At 37.5% G+C, this 22,863-nt stretch carries 21 protein-coding genes and 1 riboswitch; of the genes, 14 read left to right on the top strand and 7 right to left on the bottom strand.

The window, feature by feature from the left end; all coding sequences use genetic code 11:
* Positions 1 to 84: 84 nt before the first annotated feature.
* Complete coding sequence (locus tag CZ490_RS02395; protein WP_077617384.1) at positions 85 to 873, bottom strand: carbon-nitrogen family hydrolase; 789 nt, start codon at positions 871 to 873, stop codon at positions 85 to 87.
* A 173-nt stretch (positions 874 to 1,046) separates the two neighbouring features.
* Between CZ490_RS02395 and CZ490_RS02400 the strand changes: the two genes are divergently transcribed.
* The 7 genes from CZ490_RS02400 (at position 1,047) to CZ490_RS02430 (ending at position 6,996) form a co-directional block, all read left to right on the top strand.
* Complete coding sequence (locus CZ490_RS02400) at positions 1,047 to 2,219, top strand: pyridoxal phosphate-dependent aminotransferase (RefSeq protein WP_077617385.1); 1,173 nt, start codon at positions 1,047 to 1,049, stop codon at positions 2,217 to 2,219.
* Positions 2,220 to 2,340: 121 nt separating this feature from the next.
* Positions 2,341 to 2,449: riboswitch (SAM riboswitch) on the top strand.
* Between the two features lie 79 nt (positions 2,450 to 2,528).
* Positions 2,529 to 3,767 carry a 2,3-diketo-5-methylthiopentyl-1-phosphate enolase gene (gene mtnW, locus CZ490_RS02405; RefSeq protein WP_077617386.1) on the top strand — a complete coding sequence of 413 codons (1,239 nt, stop codon included), beginning with the start codon at positions 2,529 to 2,531 and terminating at the stop codon, positions 3,765 to 3,767.
* A gap of 2 nt (positions 3,768 to 3,769) precedes the next feature.
* On the top strand, positions 3,770 to 4,432 hold the full coding sequence (locus CZ490_RS02410; RefSeq protein WP_077617387.1) for a 2-hydroxy-3-keto-5-methylthiopentenyl-1-phosphate phosphatase: 663 nt from the start codon (positions 3,770 to 3,772) through the stop codon (positions 4,430 to 4,432).
* The gene (locus CZ490_RS02415) at positions 4,425 to 5,051 is read left to right on the top strand and encodes a methylthioribulose 1-phosphate dehydratase (RefSeq protein ID WP_077617388.1); all 627 of its coding nucleotides are present in this window, start codon (positions 4,425 to 4,427) and stop codon (positions 5,049 to 5,051) included. Before CZ490_RS02410 ends, CZ490_RS02415 begins: the two co-directional genes overlap by 8 nt.
* A 22-nt stretch (positions 5,052 to 5,073) precedes the next feature.
* On the top strand, positions 5,074 to 5,616 hold the full coding sequence (locus CZ490_RS02420; RefSeq protein WP_077617389.1) for a 1,2-dihydroxy-3-keto-5-methylthiopentene dioxygenase: 543 nt from the start codon (positions 5,074 to 5,076) through the stop codon (positions 5,614 to 5,616).
* A gap of 181 nt (positions 5,617 to 5,797) precedes the next feature.
* Positions 5,798 to 6,427 carry a cyclic di-AMP binding protein CbpA gene (gene cbpA, locus CZ490_RS02425; RefSeq protein WP_077617390.1) on the top strand — a complete coding sequence of 210 codons (630 nt, stop codon included), beginning with the start codon at positions 5,798 to 5,800 and terminating at the stop codon, positions 6,425 to 6,427.
* Between the two features lie 314 nt (positions 6,428 to 6,741).
* Positions 6,742 to 6,996: an aspartyl-phosphate phosphatase Spo0E family protein gene (locus CZ490_RS02430; RefSeq protein WP_142255325.1), complete on the top strand. Its 255-nt coding sequence runs from the start codon at positions 6,742 to 6,744 to the stop codon at positions 6,994 to 6,996.
* Between the two features lie 115 nt (positions 6,997 to 7,111).
* Here CZ490_RS02430 and CZ490_RS02435 read toward each other — a convergent pair whose 3' ends face one another.
* A complete protein-coding gene (locus CZ490_RS02435) occupies positions 7,112 to 8,344 on the bottom strand; it encodes an MFS transporter (RefSeq protein WP_077617391.1) in 1,233 nt (410 codons plus the stop codon).
* 218 nt (positions 8,345 to 8,562) lie between these two features.
* Between CZ490_RS02435 and CZ490_RS02440 the strand changes: the two genes are divergently transcribed.
* Positions 8,563 to 9,510, top strand: coding sequence for an aldo/keto reductase family protein (locus tag CZ490_RS02440; RefSeq protein ID WP_077617392.1), 948 nt, complete (start codon positions 8,563 to 8,565; stop codon positions 9,508 to 9,510).
* A gap of 43 nt (positions 9,511 to 9,553) precedes the next feature.
* Here the strand turns inward: CZ490_RS02440 and CZ490_RS02445 are convergent, their stop codons facing one another.
* Positions 9,554 to 11,056 carry an ATP-binding protein gene (locus tag CZ490_RS02445; RefSeq protein WP_159439895.1) on the bottom strand — a complete coding sequence of 501 codons (1,503 nt, stop codon included), beginning with the start codon at positions 11,054 to 11,056 and terminating at the stop codon, positions 9,554 to 9,556.
* A gap of 231 nt (positions 11,057 to 11,287) precedes the next feature.
* On the opposite strand from CZ490_RS02445, the gene CZ490_RS02450 reads away from it, so the two are divergent.
* Positions 11,288 to 12,853 (top strand): bifunctional metallophosphatase/5'-nucleotidase, encoded by a 1,566-nt coding sequence (locus tag CZ490_RS02450; protein ID WP_142255326.1) that lies wholly within the window; start codon positions 11,288 to 11,290, stop codon positions 12,851 to 12,853.
* Between the two features lie 44 nt (positions 12,854 to 12,897).
* Here CZ490_RS02450 and motB read toward each other — a convergent pair whose 3' ends face one another.
* Both motB and motA read right to left on the bottom strand, forming a co-directional pair.
* On the bottom strand, positions 12,898 to 13,656 hold the full coding sequence (gene motB / locus CZ490_RS02455) for a flagellar motor protein MotB (RefSeq protein ID WP_077617394.1): 759 nt from the start codon (positions 13,654 to 13,656) through the stop codon (positions 12,898 to 12,900).
* The gene (gene motA / locus CZ490_RS02460; RefSeq protein ID WP_077617395.1) at positions 13,649 to 14,440 is read right to left on the bottom strand and encodes a flagellar motor stator protein MotA; all 792 of its coding nucleotides are present in this window, start codon (positions 14,438 to 14,440) and stop codon (positions 13,649 to 13,651) included. Before motA ends, motB begins: the two co-directional genes overlap by 8 nt.
* Positions 14,441 to 14,654: 214 nt before the next feature.
* Between motA and CZ490_RS02465 the strand changes: the two genes are divergently transcribed.
* Positions 14,655 to 16,349, top strand: a complete 1,695-nt coding sequence (locus CZ490_RS02465) for a M3 family oligoendopeptidase (RefSeq protein WP_077617396.1) — start codon at positions 14,655 to 14,657, stop codon at positions 16,347 to 16,349.
* A 116-nt stretch (positions 16,350 to 16,465) separates the two neighbouring features.
* The gene (map, locus tag CZ490_RS02470) at positions 16,466 to 17,218 is read left to right on the top strand and encodes a type I methionyl aminopeptidase (protein ID WP_077617397.1); all 753 of its coding nucleotides are present in this window, start codon (positions 16,466 to 16,468) and stop codon (positions 17,216 to 17,218) included.
* 44 nt (positions 17,219 to 17,262) lie between these two features.
* Here map and CZ490_RS02475 read toward each other — a convergent pair whose 3' ends face one another.
* Positions 17,263 to 17,562 carry a hypothetical protein gene (locus CZ490_RS02475; RefSeq protein WP_077617398.1) on the bottom strand — a complete coding sequence of 100 codons (300 nt, stop codon included), beginning with the start codon at positions 17,560 to 17,562 and terminating at the stop codon, positions 17,263 to 17,265.
* A gap of 339 nt (positions 17,563 to 17,901) precedes the next feature.
* Here CZ490_RS02475 and CZ490_RS02480 point away from each other — a divergent pair, with 339 nt between their 5' ends.
* Together CZ490_RS02480 and CZ490_RS02485 are read left to right on the top strand one after the other, a co-directional pair.
* Positions 17,902 to 18,366 (top strand): GNAT family N-acetyltransferase, encoded by a 465-nt coding sequence (locus CZ490_RS02480; RefSeq protein WP_077617399.1) that lies wholly within the window; start codon positions 17,902 to 17,904, stop codon positions 18,364 to 18,366.
* Between the two features lie 27 nt (positions 18,367 to 18,393).
* On the top strand, positions 18,394 to 19,374 hold the full coding sequence (locus CZ490_RS02485) for a DMT family transporter (RefSeq protein WP_077617400.1): 981 nt from the start codon (positions 18,394 to 18,396) through the stop codon (positions 19,372 to 19,374).
* Between the two features lie 42 nt (positions 19,375 to 19,416).
* Here CZ490_RS02485 and CZ490_RS02490 read toward each other — a convergent pair whose 3' ends face one another.
* Positions 19,417 to 21,552 (bottom strand): ATP-dependent Clp protease ATP-binding subunit, encoded by a 2,136-nt coding sequence (locus tag CZ490_RS02490; RefSeq protein ID WP_077617401.1) that lies wholly within the window; start codon positions 21,550 to 21,552, stop codon positions 19,417 to 19,419.
* Between the two features lie 235 nt (positions 21,553 to 21,787).
* On the opposite strand from CZ490_RS02490, the gene CZ490_RS02495 reads away from it, so the two are divergent.
* Positions 21,788 to 22,831: a YkvI family membrane protein gene (locus tag CZ490_RS02495; RefSeq protein ID WP_077617402.1), complete on the top strand. Its 1,044-nt coding sequence runs from the start codon at positions 21,788 to 21,790 to the stop codon at positions 22,829 to 22,831.
* Positions 22,832 to 22,863: the final 32 nt, after the last annotated feature.

Below are 22,863 nucleotides of genomic sequence, written 5' to 3' on the forward strand. Positions count from 1 at the left end.
ATTCATATATTTAGTTTTTGATTGTTTAGTTGATACTGAAATGAATCATAACAACGAATACACATAATTGTCAATCATTTTTTATTATTGATAAAATGTAGGACGACGGTCCTGGAAAATTGGGATTTGCTTTCTAACATCTTGAACCTTGCTTAGATTAATGTCCGCGACTACTGTTGTGCTTTCAGTACCAGCCTCAGCAATAATGTTTCCCCAAGGGTCTATGATCATTGAATGTCCGGCAAATTCGTTATCTGGATTACTACCTACACAGTTACAAGCAACAACATAGCATTGATTTTCAATTGCACGGCTAAGAAGTAAGGTGCGCCAATGTTCAAGGCGAGGTAGTGGCCATTCTGCTACCACGAATAAAACCTCTGCACCTGATGTTGTATGTGCACGAATCCATTCCGGAAAGCGAATATCATAGCAAATGACTCCAGCAGCAGGGACATTCTCAATTTTGAAGTCACCTTTTTCTTCACCTGACTTTAAATATAAATGCTCATCCATGAGTTTGAACAGGTGAAGTTTACTGTATTCACTAATTACTTCACCGTTACGATTAAAGACAAACATGGTGTTTGTGATATGTTGACCTGTCTTTTTTGCAATGGAACCAGCCACTATGTTAACGGAGTGTTGTTTTGCTAGTTTTTGTATAAATGCCTTAGTTTCGACACCGTCCTCATCAGCAATTTCATCTAATCTTGTTAGATCATACCCGGTTGTCCACAGTTCAGGTAGAACGATAATATCTGGTTTTGTATGTTTCATTGTTTGTTCGATTTCATGCGAAACAATTTTAAAATTTTCTTGCGGTTTTCCGAATAGAATATCATACTGAATACAAGCAATTTTTAGATTCATTTGACAGCCTCCGTAAAAATGATAATTTATAAGTGAGTTCAAAAAGAAGATAAAAAGGACTACTACAGGTTAAGGTTCTTTTTTTTCGGACTTTGAACAGACTCTTTACAAGTTATCTCTAACAATATATGATTTTTGACTAGTATTTCAAGTATTTTGAAGAAGGTGTAGATATGAAAAAATTTCAACAATCAGAAATTCTGCAGAAGTTACCAAAACAGTTTTTTGCCTCACTCGTTGCTAAGGTAAACAAAGTTGTTGCCGACGGCCATGATGTGATTAATTTAGGACAAGGGAATCCTGATCAGCCAACCCCTCAGCATATTGTTGAAGCTTTAAAGGAGGCTGCTGACCAGCCTAAATTTCATAAATATTCTCCGTTTCGTGGTCATGCCTTCTTGAAGAAAGCAGTGGCACAATTTTATCAACGTGAATATGGAGTTGAGCTAGACCCGGAAACAGAGGTGGCCGTTTTATTTGGTGGAAAAGCGGGATTAGTAGAGATTCCGCAATGTCTTTTAAATCCTGGGGATATTGCATTGGTTCCAGATCCGGGTTATCCAGATTATTGGTCCGGTGTTGAACTTGCAAGAGCCGTAATGGAGTACATGCCCTTGAAGGAAGAAAATGGATTTTTACCGGTTTACTCGGATATCGATCGTGACAAACTTGAAAAAGCAAAAGTGATGTTTTTAAATTACCCGAATAACCCAACTGGGGCTGTTGCAACGAAAGACTTTTTCGAAGAAACAATCTCTTTTGCAAAAGAACACGATATATGTGTAGTCCATGATTTTGCTTATGGTGCGATTGGATTTGAAGGGAAAAGACCAGTTAGTTTTTTAGAAGTCGAAGGTTCAAAGGATATTGGGATTGAGATTTATACTCTTTCCAAAACCTATAATATGGCAGGCTGGAGAGTTGGATTTGCTGTAGGAAATTCAAGTGTGATTGAAGCGTTAAATGTCATTCAAGACCATATGTATGTAAGTCTATTTAGTCCAGTTCAAGTAGCCGCAGCGGCAGCTTTGAATGAATCACAGGATTGTGTAAAGGAACTTGTGGATAAGTACGAATCAAGACGCAAAGCTTTTATTGGTGCGCTACAGGATATTGGTTGGGATGTTAAGGCACCTGAAGGTTCATTTTTCGCATGGCTACCAGTACCTGAAGGCTACACATCTGTTAGTTTTGCAGATTTATTGCTTGAGAAAGCACATGTTGCAGTTGCACCAGGAATCGGCTTTGGTGAATATGGTGACCGCTATGTACGTGTTGGACTATTAACCGATGAAGGCCGACTTGTTGAGGCGGCGAATCGAATCAAAAAACTAAACTTGTTTTAAAATTAAAAAACATTTGACAAGAAAAATGATACCTGTCATAATCCTAATTAAATTCCATTGTGAAATAGAAAAAAGGGTTGGGCTTTTCTAATGGAGGCTCAACAATTACATAAAATTTATTTTCTTATCAAGAGCAGGCGGAGGGACTAGCCCAGTGAAGCCCGGCAACCGACTTACATCGCGTAAGCACGGTGCTAATTCTTGCAGCTAATTAAGCTGGGAGATAAGAAGATGTTAGTTTGCTAACCTCTTCTTATGAAGAGGTTTTTTCGATTTCTTCGACATTTTTGATTGAAGCGAGGGGTAACAATGAGCGAAGTGATTGCCACATATTTGATCCATGATTCAGGGGCCAACTTAGAGAAAAAAGCCGAAGAAATTGCATTGGGCTTAACAGTCGGTTCTTGGACGAATCTACCAAAACTTGAACAAGACCAATTAGAAAAGCATAAGGGTACGGTCATTAGTGTTGAACAGTTAGAGTCAGACGACAGAATCAATCAATATCTTGGAAAAAAAGTAAATAAGGGCATCATTAAAATTGCCTATCCAAGTGCTAATTTTAGTTGGGATTTACCAGCCATTTTAACGACGAGCTTTGGAAAACTTTCCTTAGATGGAGAGGTAAAGTTACTAGACGTAGAGTTTTCGCAAGAGATAAAATCCGCATTTCCAGGACCTAAGTATGGAATTAATGGTATTCGAGAAAAACTTGGAGTTTTTGATAGACCACTGGTGATGAGTATTTTTAAAGGAGTAATCGGCAGGGATATTGAGTATTTAAAAGACCAGTTACGAGAGCAAGCCCTAGGTGGAGTAGATATCATCAAGGATGATGAAATCTTATTTGAAAACCCTAAAACACCTTTTGAAACTAGAATTATAGAGGGTAAAAAGGTGTTAGATGAAGTCTACAGCGCAACAGGGCACCGAGCATTGTATGCTGTGAATCTATCTGGAAGAACATTTGAGTTAAAGGAAAAAGCTAGGAAGGCTGTAGAACTTGGTGCTGACTTGTTATTGTTTAATGTGTTTGCTTACGGAATCGACGTCCTTCAAGCTCTAGCGGAGGATTCAGAAATTACATTACCAATTATGGCTCATCCAGCAGTTAGCGGTGCACTTACGCCATCTAAATTTTACGGTTTTTCGAATTCATTGCTCTTAGGAAAATTACTACGATATGCAGGTAGTGACCTAGTCTTATTCCCTTCACCGTATGGTAGTGTTGCACTAGAAAGAGAACAGACACTTGCGATAGCAAAGGAATTAACAAAGGTTGATGAGTCATTCGCGCCTTCTTTTCCTGTACCATCTGCCGGCATTCATCCAGGCTTAGTACCCCTCTTGATCAATGATTTTGGTATTGACAGTGTAATTAATGCGGGTGGTGGCGTTCACGGTCATCCTGATGGAGCTGTTGGGGGCGGAAAAGCCTTTAAAGCTGCCATAGAAGCAGTACTCCAGAAAAAAACTCTTGTAGAATATGCACAAAATAGCTCGGAGCTTCAAAAAGCGATAGAATTATGGGGTTCCAAAGAGGTGTAACGATGAAAAAACCTATTATTTTCTGTGATTTTGATGGCACAATTACAAATACGGATAACATTATTGCCATTATGAAAAAATTCGCGCCTCCTGAGTGGGAACAATTGAAGGATCAAGTACTTTCACAAGCCATTCCTATTCAAGAGGGTGTTAGTAAGATGTTCGCGCTTTTACCTTCTGCATCGAGAAAAGAAATTACAGAATACATTCTTGAACACGCGGAAATCCGCGAGGGCTTTGAAGAATTTGTAGCATTCTTAAAAGAACAAGGTATCCCCCTATACATCGTCAGTGGTGGAATCGACTTTTTTGTAGAACCGCTATTAGACGGGCTTGTTTCTAAGGAGCAAATATACTGTAATAAGGCTGACTTTTCAAAAGAAAGAATCAATATTGTATGGCCATATACATGTGATGAAAAATGTGAATATGACTGCGGATGCTGTAAACCCACTTTAATTCGAAAGTTAGCCAAACAAACTGATTTTAAAATAGTAATTGGTGATTCGATTACAGACCTTCAGGCAGCTAAGCTGGCTGACAAGGTCATTGCTAGAGACTTTCTCGTTGAAAAATGCAAAGAATTAGAGATTACACACACACCGTTTCATTCCTTTTTTGGTGTAATTGAAAGTCTCAAAAAGGAGGTTGTGACAAATGCTTAGATTGAAACAATGGAGTGAACTTGCAGATGTGAAGGATGAGCTTGCGAGCCGGGATTGGTTCATGGGAACGAGTGGGAACCTTGCAATCAAAGTATCTGACAATCCAATTACTTTTTTAGTTACAGCAAGTGGCAAGGATAAGAGGAAACGAACAGATGAGGACTTTCTACTCGTTGATGGAGCGGGGAATCCAGCTGCTCCAACAGATTTGAAACCATCTGCAGAAACATTGTTGCATGTAGAAATCTATAACAAAACCAATGCTGGTTGTAGTCTTCATGTCCATACTGTCGATAACAATGTTATTTCTGAACTTTACGGGGATAAGGGAGAAGTTGTCTTTCAAGGACAGGAGATTATAAAGGCACTTGGCTTATGGGAAGAGGACGCGGAAATCCGCATTCCGATTATTAAAAATCATTCCGATATCCCGACACTTGCCAAACATTTTAGTGAGCATGTGAAGAGCGACTTTGGTGCAGTTCTAATTAGAAATCACGGAATTACAGTTTGGGCCAAAGATGCATTCGACGCAAAAAAACATCTAGAGGCCTATGAATTTCTATTTAGCTATCATCTAAAACTACTAGCATTAAATCCCATACAAATTAGGGTATAAAATAAAAAACGAGGTGGAGAAAATGGCAAATATTCATTTACGTAACACAGGAGAAAGAGTAGAAGGACAAGAAAAGGTAGCTGCATTTTTAGAAGAGCAGGGTGTTCTATATGAACACTGGGATACTAGTAAACTACCAGCTGAACTTAAAGGAAATTGTAAAATTAATGACGAAGAAAAAGAGCAAATCTTATCGATTTATGAGGAAGAAATCAAGTCATTAGGTGAACGCAATGGATACCAAAAATGGGATGTTATTGCACTTTCTGAGGCAACTCCGAATCTGGATGAACTTTTAAAGAAGTTTGAACAAGTACATGTCCATACAGAAGATGAAGTTCGTGCAATTGTAGCAGGGCACGGAATTTTCGTTATCAAAGGAAGTGGAGACACAGGCTATTTCGACGTAGAATTAGAGGCGGGTGATGTGATTTCTGTACCAGTTGATACACCACATTTCTTTACATTAATGGATGACCGTGAAGTGGTTGCTGTGCGCTTGTTTATCGACCCGGAAGGTTGGGTGGCACATCCTTTTAAAGACCCAGAATTTGCTCAAAACTAAATGGATCAGAAAGAGCTTTATGGTAGTGTTCCATAAAGCTCTTTTCGATAGGTCGAAAGTACGAATTTTATTTACATATTTATCCGAATATGTTACATTTTTGTTCACTGGTATACATACAATTTCTTGAATATACTATAGTAGAGAGGCATTTCTTTCTATTTTATGAGGAGTGGGGAAAATGAAAATACGCTATAATTTTGTCCAAAAATCAGATGTGAAATTTTGTGATGACAAACTTACGATTGAACAGGCTCTTCAATTATTAAATGAAACAGGTTTTCGCTCAATTCCCGTATTATCGAAAAATGGCACAAACTTTGAAGGTTTAATTTACAAAGTTGATATTTTAGAGTACTTATATGAAAACAAAGGAGACGCAAATGCAAATGTGTCTACACTTGTCGAAAGTAAGGATGCCTACGTATATGAAGAAGACTCATTCTTTAAGACATTTTTAACAATCCGACGTTTACCATTCATTGCTGTACTGAATACTGAAAATGAATTCCAAGGAATTATCACTCATGCAAATGTTATGGATGTCCTAGAGGATTCATTCGGAATGAAGACGGGTGGTTATACTTTAACTATTGCTACAATTGAACATAAAGGGGCCATTAAGGAGCTTGTTTCATTGATTCGTGATATTAATATTGATGGCATGCTAACCCTTGATAATGGTGAAAAATATCTCCGCCGCATAATTTTAAATCTACCTGGTTCACTTGGCGAGGAAAAGATTCAAGAAGTTAAGCGGAAACTAGAAGCAAAAGAATTCCGCGTTACACATATCGATCGAATTAAATAAAAAATGAATAAATGAATAAAACCTATAGATGGAAAATCTATAGGTTTTTCTATCAAAATTTTTTGTCGTTTTATGTGTTATTATAGGTGTCGAAAAAAGTTGAACTGCGTCTTGGAAGCGATTTCGTACACAATTTTGTAAATTTTTTAAAGAAAAAAATGTCTATTTTTGCGAATCTATTTACATAAATAGTAGATTTTGTAATAATTCATAGAGTAGCAACTAGTGATGAACCAAAAGTTTTAGTGTGGTACATACCATAGTTGTATGCGGCGTTAGGACTCATCTAACGTGTGAATAAAGGAGTGGAAGTTTTGGAAACCAGGCGTGTAGATTACAAACAGATACTATTAGACGAAATCAATAAAAAAAGAGAAGAAATGATCACTATTGCTAATAGTACGGGGTTTACAAGTAATGAAACAATCGAATGTAGTCAAGAACTTGATGAACTTATAAATATCTATCAACGAGCAGAAACAGCAGAACGAAACCATTCACTTTTTCGTCAGTTTTTAAAGAGAGTCATGTTATTTTTCGCACTTCAAAAAGTCAGCTATAAATCATAAATATAAGATGCAAGTTCCAAACAATTCATAGCATGGATTGTTTATTTTTTTTGATAAAAAAAGCGAAAAGTATTTCATGAAAAAAAGGACGCTTAGAGCGTCCTTACCAATCAAATTAAGCATTATTCCATTCATTTAGTTTTCGATCAGTTGGTAACAGGAAGGCTAAGAGTCCCAACAAAGGAAGGAAGCCCATAATGATGATGGTCGGTGTCAATCCGATAGCATCGATGATTGAACCAATTGCTACACCACCTATCGCTCCCATACCGAACGCTAGGCCAACAATCAACCCGGACATCATCCCAATTTTTCCTGGCATCAATTCCTGCGCGTATACGACTGTAACGGAGAAGCTGGATAACAGGATAAATCCAATCACTGTTACGAGTACAATCGCGACATGCGGACCGACAAAAGGGAGAATCAGTGCCATTGGAGCTGTTCCTAGTAAGGAAACGATTATCACATTTCGTTTTCCAAACTTGTCAGCCAAAGGTCCACCAAAGAATGTTCCTAATGCTCCTGTTGCTAAAAATAGGAAGATAAAAATTTGAGCTTGTGAAATGCTGTACCCATACTTTTCGATTACGTAAAAAGAGTAAAAGTTTGTGATGCTTGACATATACCATGTGCGTGCAAATACAAATAAAATAAGAACAACTAATGCAAATTTTATAGCTTTCATGTTTCGCGGAACAGACGAAATTGCTTTTTGAACCTTCTTTTGAAGTTCAATTGTCTTTAGGGTTTTTGAATACCATTTAGCAATATAGATAAGTAGGCCAACCGCAAGTGCTGCAACTAATGAAAACCAAATAGCTCCAAATTGTCCGAGAGGAACAAGTATTAATGCCGTAATAACTGGGGCAAGAGCCTGACCTGAATTCCCTCCCACTTGATAAATGGATTGTGCCAATCCACGTCTGTTACCAGCAGCCATGTAGGCAACACGCGACCCTTCTGGATGGAAAACAGCAGACCCTACACCAATTAACAAGACTGAAAGAATAATAGTTACAAAATTAGGCGCAAATGCTAGCCCAATCACACCAAAAAAGGTAAAGGTTAGGCCAATTGGCAAAGCGAAAGGCATTGGTTTTTTATCCGTATACCAACCCACAACAGGTTGGGCAACTGATGATACAATCTGTAATGCAAAAGATATTAATCCAAGCTGTGTAAACGATAATCCCATGGATCGTTCTAAAATAGGAAACATTGCTGGAATAATAGCTTGGATGGAGTCATTTAACATATGGCAAAATCCAATAATAAATAATATTGAGTAAAGCGTTTTCTGAGCATCGGCTTCTGTACTTGTAGCCTGTGTTTTAACTGCAAGCATTTTAAACTTCCCCTTTGTTTCTCTCATGTTATAGTTTTTTCATCCTTCCCTCTATGAAAAACCTTTTTCCCATTTTTGTAAAGAGAAAAGTAAAAATAAATAGGATGTAAATCAAGACAGAAAGCGACATATCTATTTTTTCCAGTAACAGCTTTACCTAGTTTGAAATTTCTGATAAATTTAGTGGTAAGATAGTAATCTCGATAAGGAGGCATGACATGAAATACAGAAGATTGGGCCGGTCTGGTCTTAAGGTTAGTGAAATAAGTTTAGGAAGCTGGCTAACTTTTGGTAAAACAGTTGATGAAAAAATGGCAGCAAAAACGGTTCATAAAGCGTATGAACTTGGTATAAATTTCTTTGATTCGGCAAATGTATATGAGCGTGGAGAAGCTGAGCGTATATTAGCGAGCGCTTTAAAGGAATATCCTCGAGAATCATATTGTATTACAACAAAGGCATTTGGCCAGATGGGAGACGGCCCAAATGATAGAGGTTTATCCAGAAAGCATATAATGGAACAGGTTCACGCAAGCTTAAGACGGATGGAATTAGATTATGTAGATGTGTTTTATTGTCATCGCTATGATGAAGAAACTCCTTTAGATGAGACACTTAGAGCAATCGATGATTTAGTAAGACAAGGAAAAATCCTGTATGTCGGGGTAAGTGAATGGACAGCAGCCCAAATCCAAGAAGCTGTTGCGATTGCAGATAAATATTTATTAGACCGAATTGTCGTCAATCAGCCTCAATACAATATGCTCCATCGTGATATAGAGGATGAGATAATCCCAGTTTGTGAGAAAAATGGGATTTCACAGGTCGTGTATTCACCGTTGGCCCAAGGAGTCTTAACGGGAAAATATCGAGATGGTACGATACCATCCGGTAGTAGGGGAGCCAATTCCCAGGTAAATACATGGGTAAAAAATATCATAGGCGGAATCGTTTCAACTAAACTAGATCGACTCGAGGAGTTTGCACTGGAATTAGGTGTTACCTTGCCTGAATTAGCCCTTTCATGGATATTGAGGCAGCATAATATAGCAAGTACACTTGTTGGTGCAACAAATCCCGAACAAATTGAGGCAAACGCCAAGGCATCAGAACTAGTACTTGGATTTGAAGAGATTAAAAGAGTGGAAGCAATCCTTACAGTTTAATCATTTCATAACAAAGCCCACTTTATTTAAAGTGGGTTCATTATTATGATTCTTCATGTAGTGGCAAACGAACTTCAACTAATGTACCTTTGCCTTCTGTACTATCAATTGTTATTGTCCCATTATACATATTGACAATTCGTTTACATATCACAAGTCCAAGGCCAGTTCCAGTATCCTTATTTGTGAAAAATGGGTGATAAACCTTGTCCAGAATACTCTCCGGAATTCCGACACCTGAATCTGAAATCTTCAGTAAACAATTTGAATCAACTTTTTGAATGGAGATAGTCAATTGTCCTCCAGTTGTTTGCATCGATTCAATTGCGTTTTTTGATAAATTTAAAACAACTTGTTTGATATTATCTTTTGAGCAATGAATGTAGAGTGGTGATTCTGATAGTTGCAAATTTAGATCTACATTATATAAATTTGACTCAGATTGAATAATGGGATGGACTTCTTTAACGATTTCATTGAGATCTTGGCTCTTCCTAATATCTGCAGTAGGTTTTCCAAGAATCAAAAACTCATTTACAATATCATTGATTCTCGTTATTTCCTGTTGAATGACAGAGAAATAGAATTGATCACTCTGGTCTTTGTGTTTTTCGCTTAAGAGTTGAATAAGCCCTTTAACACCGGTAAGCGGGTTTTTAATTTCATGGGCTGTACTTGCCGCTAGAGTTCCTACCAGTTCTAATTTTTGTAACTCATTTTCCTCTCGCTCACGTGCGGCTTGTCGTTTTAATAGATGATACTTTCCAAATAGAAATAGTATGTGAGTAAGTATCAATAGAATACCACTAAAAATTACTGAGTTTTGGATAAAATGGTTTTCAGGAGTTAATGTAACCTGTGGCTTTGCTTCTACCGTCCAGTTCACATTAGCGAGTTCAGTACGAATGATATCCGAATTTATTGAGTGGAAATCATCATTTGTCTTTATTAATTCTTGGCCGGAAGAGTCTATGACTCTTAAAATTTCATCGGGTGTTAAGACTTTGACTACGTTTTCCAAATAATCTAAACGCAGGCTATGTAGTAGCACTCCTTCGACTTCATTTGATTTTAGAACAGGTGTAGCTATTGTAACGATATACCTACCTGTAATACTTCCAGTATGTGCGGATGAAATAACAGGTTGTTTTGTTAAAATTGCCTGCTGAAAGTATTCTCGATAGCCTATATTCAATTTTTTATCTAGGGGTAATGAAGAAACTAGAATCTCTCCATCTGGGCTCGCCCAATGGAGACCAGAGAAACGATCATCTTTTTTCTGAATGGAAGTTAGTATATTTTGAATTTCTTCAGCACTGTTTTTATTTTCTAGTACTATCCCAAGAGTTTCAGTACTTGCCACCGTTTCACCAATAAATCTGTCAATATAGCTAGATTGAAAGTTAACAGCCTCTATTGTTTTTTCTGCCTGTTTATTAATGGTAACCTGATAGTGAAAATTTGTGAAAAGTATACTACCTATGGCAGTAGGTAAAATTACAATTAATAGATATATTAAGATATTCTTTAGAACCTGAGATTTCAAAAACATTCCCCTTACCATTTATATTGTAAAAATATTATATCAAAATGGAAGTGGGAAAAAAATTTAATTCGACAAAATAAGAAAATTGGTAACTATGTTTAAAACTTTTTGATTATATATTGTAGTTGTTTCAACCTATATGCAGCCAAAAAGGAAAGTATACAATTTTTTACACTTAACCTGGTAATATGTGTATACTAAGAATTGAGCCTATACAGAAGAGGTAAAGAGATGAAATCTATTACAATTACAATTCTTGAAACAAGCGATGTTCACGGCAATATATTTCCAATTAATTATGGGAATAATGAGCCTGCAGGACTAGGTCTTGCAAAAATTGCGACTGTCATCAAACAAGAGAGAAGTCGTAACCCGAACACAATCGTTATTGATAATGGAGATCTTATACAAGGAACGCCTTTAACGTATCATTTTGTGCGGTCAAATAACAAAAAAATAAATCCCATGATTAAACTGTTAAATCACTTAAAATATGACGCAGCAGTTGTCGGAAATCATGAATTCAATTATGGAATGAAAGTTCTCCAACAAGTGATAGAAGAGTCAACTTTTCCATGGCTATCAGCCAACATTCTAAATGATAAAGGTAATCCTTTTATAGGTAAGCCTTATATCATCGTTGATTTAGAAGATGGAATTAAGGCAGCAGTTCTTGGTGTCACTACTCACTTTATTCCAAACTGGGAAAACCCTGATCATATTAAAGGACTTACTTTTGGTGATGCTTTTGAGACAACGAAAAAATGGGTAGAGAAAATCCGTAAGCAAGAAAACCCCGATCTAATGATTGTCTCCTATCACGGTGGATTTGAAGCAGAACTTGAAACGGGTGAACCTTCTGAAAAATTGACTGGTGAAAATCAGGGATACCTTATTTGTAAGGAAATAGATGGGATTGATCTACTATTAACAGGGCATCAACACCGGACATTGGCTGGTACGGTCAATGGTGTTCCAATTGTGCAGCCTAGTTTTAATGGGCAAGCTATTGGAAAGGTTACTCTACAACTGTCAAAATGTGATGAAAGATGGAAGATTACTGAAGCAAAACCAGAAATCCTTTTCGTTAGTGAAATAGAAGTTGATAACAGGTCAATCGAATTAGTTGAAGAGTATGAAAAAGAGACACAAGCCTGGTTGGATCAGCCAATTGGGCAGGTTATTGGAGATATGACAATCGACGACCCACTTAAAGCGCGCCTATACGATCATCCGCTTATTGAATTTATTAATAAGGTGCAAATGGATGTGGCGAAAGTAGCCATCTCAAATACGGCTCTATTTAATAATATTTCAAAAGGTTTTCCTTCAAAGATTACAATGAGAGACATAGTTTCAAGCTATATATATCCCAATACGTTGTCAGTCATTCGAATAAGTGGAAAAGACCTGAAGGAAGCACTTGAAAGAAGTGCGGGTTACTTTATGCTTGAAAACGGGGAGGTGGTTGTAAATCCCTCATTTACAACACCAAAGCCACAGCATTACAACTATGATATGTGGGAAGGTATTAATTACACGTTTGATTTATCGAAGCCAATCGGGGAACGTGTAGTTGAGTTAACTTTTGAAGGTAAACCCATTCGTCCAGATAGCAAATATGATGTGGTTATGAATAACTACCGTGCAGGTGGTGGTGGTGAATATCTGATGTTTAAGGATAAGCCCATTATTAAGGATATCCCACTTGATATGACGGAGTTGATTGCTAATTATATTCTTAAAAGAGGAACAATTAAGGCAACAGTGGATGAAAATAGGAAAGTGATTTGGTAACAAAAAGTGCCCAGGATAGCCTATATCCTGGGGTATTTTTATGATTATTGCTGTTCAGTGTTCGGTAGTATTAAAATCTCAACACGTCGATTGAGTCTTCGTCCTTCTGCTGTATCATTCGTTGCAACTGGCTCGTATTCACCTAGGCCACGCGCACTGAAACGGCTTGGATCTAGTTTTTTATTTTCTAGCAGGATAGCCATAAAGTTTATGGAACGCATCACACTTAAATGCCAATTGTTTTTGAACTCGCTATTTTTAATGGGAATCGCATCGGTATGCCCAGAGACAATAATAGTGCGTGGTGGATTCATCACCAAGAGTTCAGATATTTCATGTGCTAATTCTCTATCTTCTGCCCTAACTTTTGCACTACCGGAGTCAAAAAAGGCACCGTCCTGAATTGTCACGTACAAACCTTCTTCAGTTAAGTTCGTTTTTAAACTCATCTCTAATTTGTTTTCAACGATATAGTCGTTAATTTTCTCTTGTACTTTCTTAAGTTCCTCTTGCTCTTGTTCTGCTTTTGATTCTACTGTTTCTAGTGATTCATCCCTTTTACCTGTAGTCCTATTTTCAATTTCCACTGGCACAGGACTCTCATAATCTAAAACTGAAGAGCCCCCACTAAAAATACTATTAAATGAACTTTTTAGAGTGTTGAATTTCTGAGCATCAACATTACTTGCGGCAAACAGTACGATAAAAAGAGCTAGCAACAATGTCAAGATATCCGCATAGGGAACCAACCATGATTCATCCATATGCTCTTCGTGCCTTTGTTTTCTTTTTCTTCTAGCCATCTATCGTTTCACCTTCAGTCAAAACCTTGTCGCGGTCTTTGTTAGATAGGTACATTGAAAGTTTTTGTTCAATTGCTCGAGGAGATTGACCTTCAAGTACGGACAAAACACCTTCAATCATGACTTCTTTAATTTTAATTTCTTGTTTTGATTTTTGTTTTAATTTATTTGCAAAAGGATGCCATAATACATAACCTGTAAAAATCCCTAACATGGTTGCAATGAACGCAGCTGCAATAGCCTCCCCAAGTGCATCAGTATCATCCATATGCCCCAATGCCGCTATCAGACCAACTACTGCTCCTAATACCCCAAGTGTCGGTGCATAGGTACCTGCTTGTGAAAAAATAGAAGCACCTGATAAATGACGTTCTTCCATTGCTTCGATTTCTTCACTCATTACATCACGGATAAATTCCGCACTTTGTCCATCAACTGCCATACTCAATCCATTTTTTAAAAATGGATCGTCAACTTCAGCAACCTTTGCCTCAAGCGCTAAAAGTCCTTCCTTTCGAGCGATAGTAGCCCAGTTAGAGAACATCGGAATCAAATCTTCAACACTTAACATCTTTTTTTCTTTAAAGAGTACACCGAATAGCTTTGGTACCTTTTTTAATTCACTCGTAGGAAAAGCAATCGTAACAGCACCTACTGTTCCTAAAATAATGATCAAAAACGCAGCAGGGTTTATTAATGCTGATAATGAAACACCTTTTAAAACCATACCTACAAATACCGCAACCAATCCAAGTATGACACCTATTAATGACGATTTATCCAACTATATCACCTATGCTTTCATACAAAATAACTAGAGTAGAACATGTTTGTTGTATCTCTCATTCTACTATTTTTATCGACAAACTTACTAGGATATTTAGCGATTCCTATCAATTTATGACGAAAACTTCTTGGTAGATAAGTTATGTAGTTGTAGTTTAAAATGTAAGAGTATACATATTATTCTAATCTCTTATCGAAAAGGGGAACCTTCTATGAATTTTAATGAGTTTAAGTATGAACGTCCGAATATGGACGAAGTAGAGCAATCATTCAATGTTGCACTAGAAAAATTTAAACAAGCAGCAAATTTCACTGAACAAGATGAGGCAATGAAGGAAATTGTCGCAATCCAAAACAAAGTGGATACTGCCTTCAACATTTGCTATATCAGACATACCATTGATACGAATGATGAATTCTATAAACAAGAGCAAGATTACCTCGACGAAATTCAGCCATTGGTTCAAGGCTTAACAACGAACTATTATGAATCTCTAGTGAGCTCGAAATTTCGTCCTGAATTAGAAGGGAAATGGGGGAGGCAGCTTTTTGATTTTGCTGAAACACAAGTAAAAACATTCTCGCCTGAGGTTGTAGAGGACCTTCAATTGGAGAACAAGCTTACATCCGAATATACGAAATTAGTCGCCTCAGCTAAAATTATGTTTGAGGGAGAAGAACGTACGTTAGCACAATTGCAGCCTTTTACTGAATCAACAAATCGTGATGTACGTAAAAGGGCAAATGAAGCACGTTTTGAATTTTACAAGGGGCATCAGGAGAAATTTGATGACATCTACGATCAACTTGTGAAAGTTCGAACACGTATTGCACATAAGCTAGGGTTCAAAAGTTTCGTTGAGCTTGCATATGTAAGATTATCAAGAACCGACTACAATGCGGAAATGGTAGCAAACTTTAGAAAGCAAGTGAAAGAACATATCGTACCATTATCCGTAAAGCTACGGGAGCGTCAAGCAGAACGGATTGGACTTGATAGTTTAAGATATTATGATGAATCATTCAGTTTTCAGTCAGGTAATCCTGTACCTAAGGGTGACCCTGAATGGATTATTGAAAACGGGAAAAAGATGTATGAAGAGCTTTCTGAAGAAACGAAAGAGTTCTTCAATTATATGATTGATTCGAATTTGATGGACCTTGTTGCAAAGAAAGGGAAAGCTAGTGGAGGATACTGTACGTACATTAGTGAATACCAGGCACCATTTATTTTTTCAAACTTCAACGGAACTTCAGGGGATATAGATGTATTGACCCATGAAGCAGGTCATGCCTTCCAAGTTTACTCAAGTAGACATTATGAGGTACCTGAATACAATTGGCCAACATATGAGGCTGCAGAAATTCACTCTATGAGCATGGAGTTTTTTACATGGCCATGGATGGAATTATTCTTCAAGGAGGATACAGATAAATACAAGTTTTCTCATTTAAGTGAAGGACTTCTATTTTTACCATATGGAGTAGCAGTGGATGAATTCCAACATTTTGTGTATGAAAATCCGGACGTAACACCTGCAGAGCGTAATAAGGCATGGCGAGAAATAGAGAAAAAGTATCTACCTGGACGTGATTATGATGGCAATGAGTACTTAGAAAAAGGTGCCTTCTGGCAGCGGCAAACTCATATTTACACGGATGCCTTCTATTATATTGACTACACATTAGCTCAAATTTGTGCGTTCCAATTTTGGAAAAAGTCACGAGAAAATCATGACGAAGCATGGGCTGATTACATTCATCTTTGTAAGCAAGGTGGAAGCAAGCCATTCACCGAATTGGTGAAGGTTGCAAATCTACTTTCGCCATTTGAAGAAGGGACAGTTGAGTCGGTTGTAGGTGAAATTGAATCCTGGCTGAACAGTGTAGATGATAAGAAATTGTAAAAAAATCATTGGGACTGTGCCTTTTATTCAAATTTTTCAAATTGAATTGTATGTTATGCAAAAAACATTTATTAAGGATATAATAAAAACATCAAATTAGTATTGAGGGTGTTTTCATGATTCATTTAAAAACAAAACGAGAAATTGAATTAATGCGAGAAGCAGGACAAATTTTGGCCGCATGTCATAAGGAAATTCGCAAACTAATTCAACCTGGAATTACAAGTTTAGAAATTGACAGCTTTGCTGAGGATTATATAAAAAAGAATGGTGCTACGCCTGAACAAAAAGGTTATAAGGGCTATAAATATGCAACCTGTGCTTCTATAAATGATGAAATTTGTCATGGCTTTCCACGTAAAGAACCCTTAAAGAACGGTGATATCGTTACGATTGATATGGTAGTTAATCTTGGTGGCGCACTTGCAGACTCTGCATGGTCGTATGGCGTTGGAGAAGTATCCCCGAAGGCAGCGAAACTCCTTGATGTAACAAAAACGGCAATGTATAAGGGGATTGAACAAGCTGTGATTGGAAATCGACTTGGAGACATTGGTCATGCAATTCAATCATATACCGAAGGCGAAGGATTTTCAGTCGTACGTGACTTTATTGGTCACGGAATTGGTCCATCGATGCACGAGGAACCACAAGTTTTACACTATGGTCTTCCAAACAAAGGGCTACGCCTGAAGGAAGGTATGGTCTTCACAATTGAGCCAATGGTCAATGTTGGAAAATGGCAATCAACAATGGACAAGAACGGCTGGACGGCTCGTACCATCGATGGAAGTCTATCAGCTCAATATGAACACACAATTGCAATCACCCAAGATGGTCCATTCATCTTGACTGATCAAGATGCATAAACCCGAAAAAAAGTGTCACAAAAAATTTTGTGGCACTTTTTTCGTTAGAGAAACATTTCAACTAATCTTGGGAAGATGAAGTCTGATACCCAATGAAAGTAAAGGGGGAAAAAGACGACGAGTAAATTCCCGTATAGGCAGTATCTACAATAAAACTTCTTTGCCGTTCCAGGCTCTTCTGCAATAGACGCAAATACAGCTCCAACTAAACATGTAAAAATGAAAAAACCATAACCAAATAAACTATCAAACCTCTCATTAAACAAAATAAACCCTAATGCAGAACCATTAAAAAATAATAGGAAAAAGGACATTGATAAGAAAAATGTAGGAATAATGGACATGTTTTCCACCTCAATACAGTATATGAGTGTGTACTAGGGGAGATGACGATGTTATTTATTTTAGAAAATTGATTTAGATTTAGGATAAAAGAGCAAGTCTTTATGTTAAAATGAATTATTAGAATATTCCCTACAATGAAGGGTGTATTTGTAAAATTTTCAATACCAATAGTTTATTAGTTAATTCTCGACCTAGTTATCATGTCTAGCTCCAGGCGCCATCGGCTCTCTGGTCTAAGCCAATCGCTTCGGAAGGCAAAAAGCACCTTCTGTCAGCGCTTGTCTTATGCTTGTCGCCGATAAGCGGGCGCCTTGCGCTTTTCTATTGGGGGAGGGTAAATGAAAAAAATCATCTTGCGTGATGTAACAATGGAAAATTTACTGGATGTCATTCGCTTAAAATCAGAGGATAAAGAATTTGCTTTGTTCGAAAAATGGATTGCGTCAAATGTGTTTTCACTTGCCCAAGCCAAAGTTCAACCGGATTGGGTAACGAAGGCAATTTATGACAGAACACAGTTAATCGGGTTTACAATGTATGGTCTTGAAAATGAGCGAAACCGCTTTGAATTATGTAGGATTATGATTGATTATAAATACCAAGGAAAAGGCTACGGGACTCTAGCGGTGAAGGAGATCATATCAGAAATGATCAAAACATTGCCTTTTTGTGATGAAATTTACTTGTCGGTTATTCCGACAAATTTAGCAGCAATTCACGTTTATACGAAAGCAGGATTTGCAAAAACAGGAGAAATCATAAAAGGCTTTGTGGATGAAGATGTATATTGTTTCAAGGTCTAGTTCGTTTAAAGTGGAAGGAGTACAGAAATGAAAGCGATACTCATAGGAATCGTTTCATCCCTTTTTTTTGCAGTAACATTTATTCTAAATCGTTCAATGGAGCTATCAGGTGGTAGCTGGCTCTGGAGTTCTTCATTAAGGTATTTTTCAATGCTGCCATTTTTAATCGGAATTGTACTACTGAGAGGAAACTTGAAAGAGCTACTTCTAGAGTTAAAAACAAATCCTGTTAAATGGGTCTTGTGGAGTACGATTGGTTTCGGGTTATTTTATGCACCACTTACCTTTGCTGCAGCATCGGGGCCGGGTTGGTTAGTAGCGGGAACGTGGCAATTTGTTATTATTGCGGGTCTTCTCGTCGTCCCCTTTTTTTATAAGGCAATTGAAACAACGGATGGTCTGCAAAAGGTCCGTGAAAAAATCCCTGTTAAAGGTCTTATATTTTCTAGTTTTATATTTATTGGAATTCTTTTAATACAGCTTCAGGAGGCAGACGGAGGCATAGGAATGGAAATGCTTCTTGTTGGAATTCTTCCAGTTGTTGTTGCAGCATTTGCATATCCATTAGGAAATCGAAAAATGATGGAACATTGTAAAAATGAATTTGATACATTTCAACGTGTGCTAGGAATGACACTTGCGTCAACACCATTTTGGATTATTATTGCTTGTATTGGAGGTGCTACTGCCGGCCTACCGAGCGCAGGACAGATTTTACAATCATCTATTGTCGGTATATCCTCCGGGGTCATTGCAACTGTTCTATTCTTTTTTGCAACGGAAATGGTTAAACATGACCAAAATAAGCTAGCTGCAGTTGAAGCAACTCAGGCGACTCAAATTATCTTTGTGATGGTTGGCGAGGTTCTTATCCTAAGCGCTCCACTACCGACGACGTATTCCTTCTTTGGGCTCTTGATGATTGCAGGTGGAATGGTACTGCATAGCATGTTCTCAAATCGAAAAACACCTATTAAAGTAAATGAACTTGAGACGAAATCATTATAAAAAAATGCAGAGCTTAGTGGCTCTGCATTTTTTTGTGATACCTTATTTCACAACAATTTTATTGTCTTCAACTGTTACAACTAGGTTTGCTTGATCTTCGTTTTCTAAGAGAACATCTGTGATTTGGTCTTCAAGCTGTTCTTGGATGACACGACGTAATGGACGTGCACCAAAAGCAGGGTGATAACCAAGCTCAGCTAATTTTCCTTTCGCACCTTCATCGACGGTAATGGATACTTCTTGCTCGTTTAGAGTTGCTTCAAGCTCATGTAACATTAGGTCCACGATTTGTAGTAGGTGTTCTCTTTCGAGTTGTTTGAATTCGATAATAGCATCGAATCTGTTCAAAAACTCAGGCTTGAAGAAGGAGCCGAGTGAATCAAGGATAGATGACTCTTTGTATGCATCTGTTTCAGCTTGTTCAAAACCAACGGTGATTTTCTTAGGACCTCCGACACCTGCGTTACTAGTCATAATAATAACTGAGTCTTTGAAGCTTACTGTACGTCCTTGGCTGTCGGTTAAGCGACCATCCTCTAGAATTTGCAGGAACATATGCTGTACGTCTGGATGTGCCTTTTCAATCTCATCTAAAAGAATGATGCTATACGGATTGCGACGGACTTTTTCGGTTAGTTGACCTGCTTCCTCGTGGCCAACATACCCCGGAGGTGAACCGATGATTTTAGACACAGAGTGTTTTTCCATGTACTCACTCATATCGAGACGGATCATCGCATCCTTTGAACCGAATAATTCCTGGGCAAGTGTTTTGGTTAATTCCGTCTTACCAACACCAGTTGGTCCTACAAACAAGAAGGAACCAATCGGACGATTTTTTGCCTTTAAACCTGCACGGCTACGACGAACTGCTTTAGCAACCTTTGTAACTGCTTCGTCTTGGCCAATGACTTTTTTAGCTAAGTTTTCAGCTAAATACTTCATTTTTTGTTGTTCATTTTCTTGGAGTTTACCAACAGGTATCCCTGTTTTCTTTTCAATAATTTGTTGAATATTTGCTACATCGACAAGATTTTCTTCTTTAGAATCTGTATTATTTAACTGCTTTTCAAGAAGTATTTCTTGATGACGAAGCTTTGCGGCCAATTCATAATTTTCTTCGCCAGCAGCTTTTTCTTTTTCAGCGGCAATTTTAGCCAATTCATCTTCAATATCTTTTGGATTTGTACCACCTGAAACTAAATTCATTTTCGAACCAGCTTCATCAAGTAAGTCAATTGCTTTATCTGGTAAGAAGCGGTCTTGAATATAACGATGTGATAATGTCACACAGGCTTGGATTGCCTCAGTTGTGTATTTTACACCATGGAAATCTTCATATTTTCCTTTAATGCCTTCTAGAATTTGAATTGCTTCATCGATAGTTGGTTCATTTACTGTAACTGGTTGGAAACGACGTTCTAATGCTGCGTCTTTTTCAATTTGACGATATTCTCTTAGAGTCGTTGCACCTACAAGCTGTAGCTCACCACGAGCAAGAGCAGGTTTTAAAATATTTCCTGCATCCATTGAACCTTCAGCAGAACCTGCCCCAACTAATAGGTGTATTTCATCGATAAACAGAATAACATTTTTACGTTTTTGAAGTTCTGTAATTAATTGTTTCATACGATCCTCAAATTGACCACGAACGCCAGTGTTCGCAACAAGTGAAGCAACATCTAATAAGTATACTTGTTTATTTGAAAGCTTGCTAGGAGCTTTTCCTTCAGCAATTTGTAGTGCTAAACCTTCAGCAATAGCAGTTTTCCCTACACCCGGTTCCCCAATAAGAACAGGGTTGTTTTTATTACGGCGATTCAGAATTTCAATTACTCGCCCTATTTCCTCATCACGACCTATTACTGGATCTATTAGTCCAGCTTTCGCCATTTGTGTAAGGTTTCGACCAAAATGGTCAAGGAGACCTCCGCCATTTCCACCTTGTTTTGATTGTGCTTCTTGGTGATTGCTTCCCATTTGCTGACCAAAAGCCTTACCTTTAAACAGGTCTTCGAATGTGAACTGAGGGAAACCGGACATTCCTGAAGGTATTTTCATGTTGTTCTTCTCCTTCGCATAGCACTCACTACAAAGCTGAAGTTGTCTTGTGTCATGATTCACTTGTACGTGTAATTGAATAGTAGCTTCATTTTGATTACATGCTTGACAAATCATAAATAATACCTCCTTGAATTTTGACTATCTTTGACCAATTTAATAATGAAATAGGTCTTATCGATGTCTGACCATCTTTGACCTTATGTCTATAGTATACTTTGACCAAATTTGACTTTCAAGTAAAAAGTCCTTGTAAATTTTTCCTATGGTAACCGAAAATTTTAGCTCGTCTTATTTGTAGGACTTGTACATATATATCAAGTAACATAGACAAATAATGAGGTGGCTTTTAGTGCGAGGGAATTGGGGAGCGGCGTTCCAAATTGGAGCGGTATATGTTGGAACAATCGTAGGAGCGGGCTTTGCAACAGGTAAAGAAATTGTTGAATTTTTTACTCAATACGGTTTATTAGGTTTGGTCGGAATTGGAATCAGCGGTTTCCTATTTATATGGTTAGGGACGAGGATTATGATTATTGCAAATCGGATACAAGCAGATTCATATAAGGAATTTAATGAATATTTATTTGGTAAAAAAATTGCGTTAGTAGTGAATACACTTATGCTGCTAGTGTTAATTGGAGTCACCTCTGTCATGCTTTCAGGAGCAGGGGCGGTTTTTCATGAACAATTGGGACTTTCCTATCAACTCGGTATTTTAGTCACATGTGCACTATCAATAGTTGTTCTAACATATGGAAGTAAAGGTTTGTTTGGTGTGAACATGTTCGTAGTACCGATTATGATTTTCTTTAGTATTGTGATTGCAGTCGAAGTTATTTCTAGCGATGCAGCTAGTTTACTGCTTATACCTGAATTGGAGTCGCGAAACATTAAGTGGATGATCTCTCCTTTTTTATATTCGGCATTTAATTTAACGATGGCAATGCCAGTTTTAGTTCCATTAGCAAAAGAAATTGATCAAGAAAAAACATTAAGGTGGGGCGGGTTTATCGGTGGAGGCGCATTATGCCTGATTCTAATTACAAGCCATATCTCCTTGTCAGCACTACCGAATGTCGAGAGCTTTGAAATCCCGATGGCTGAGGTTATGAAAAACTTCATGGTGGCGTTTTACTGGTTATACATTTTAGTGATTTATGGTGAAATCTTTACATCAGTAATCGGAAATCTTTTTGGCCTTGAGCGGCAATTAAAAAATACAATCAAACTACCATCAACAATCATTGTAATTGGCATTCTAGCGGTCGCTTATGTCATAAGTCAACTAGGATATGGTTCCTTAATTTCGTTTCTATATCCGTTATTTGGGTATATGAGTTTAATACTACTGGTTCTGTTATCAAGGCCTATAAAACGATTACCGAAAAAATAAAGAGGTTAGCTAAAACCTCTTTATTTTAGATG

The organism is Litchfieldia sinesaloumensis (genome assembly GCF_900156865.1).
Classification (GTDB): domain Bacteria; phylum Bacillota; class Bacilli; order Bacillales; family Bacillaceae_L; genus Ferdinandcohnia; species Ferdinandcohnia sinesaloumensis.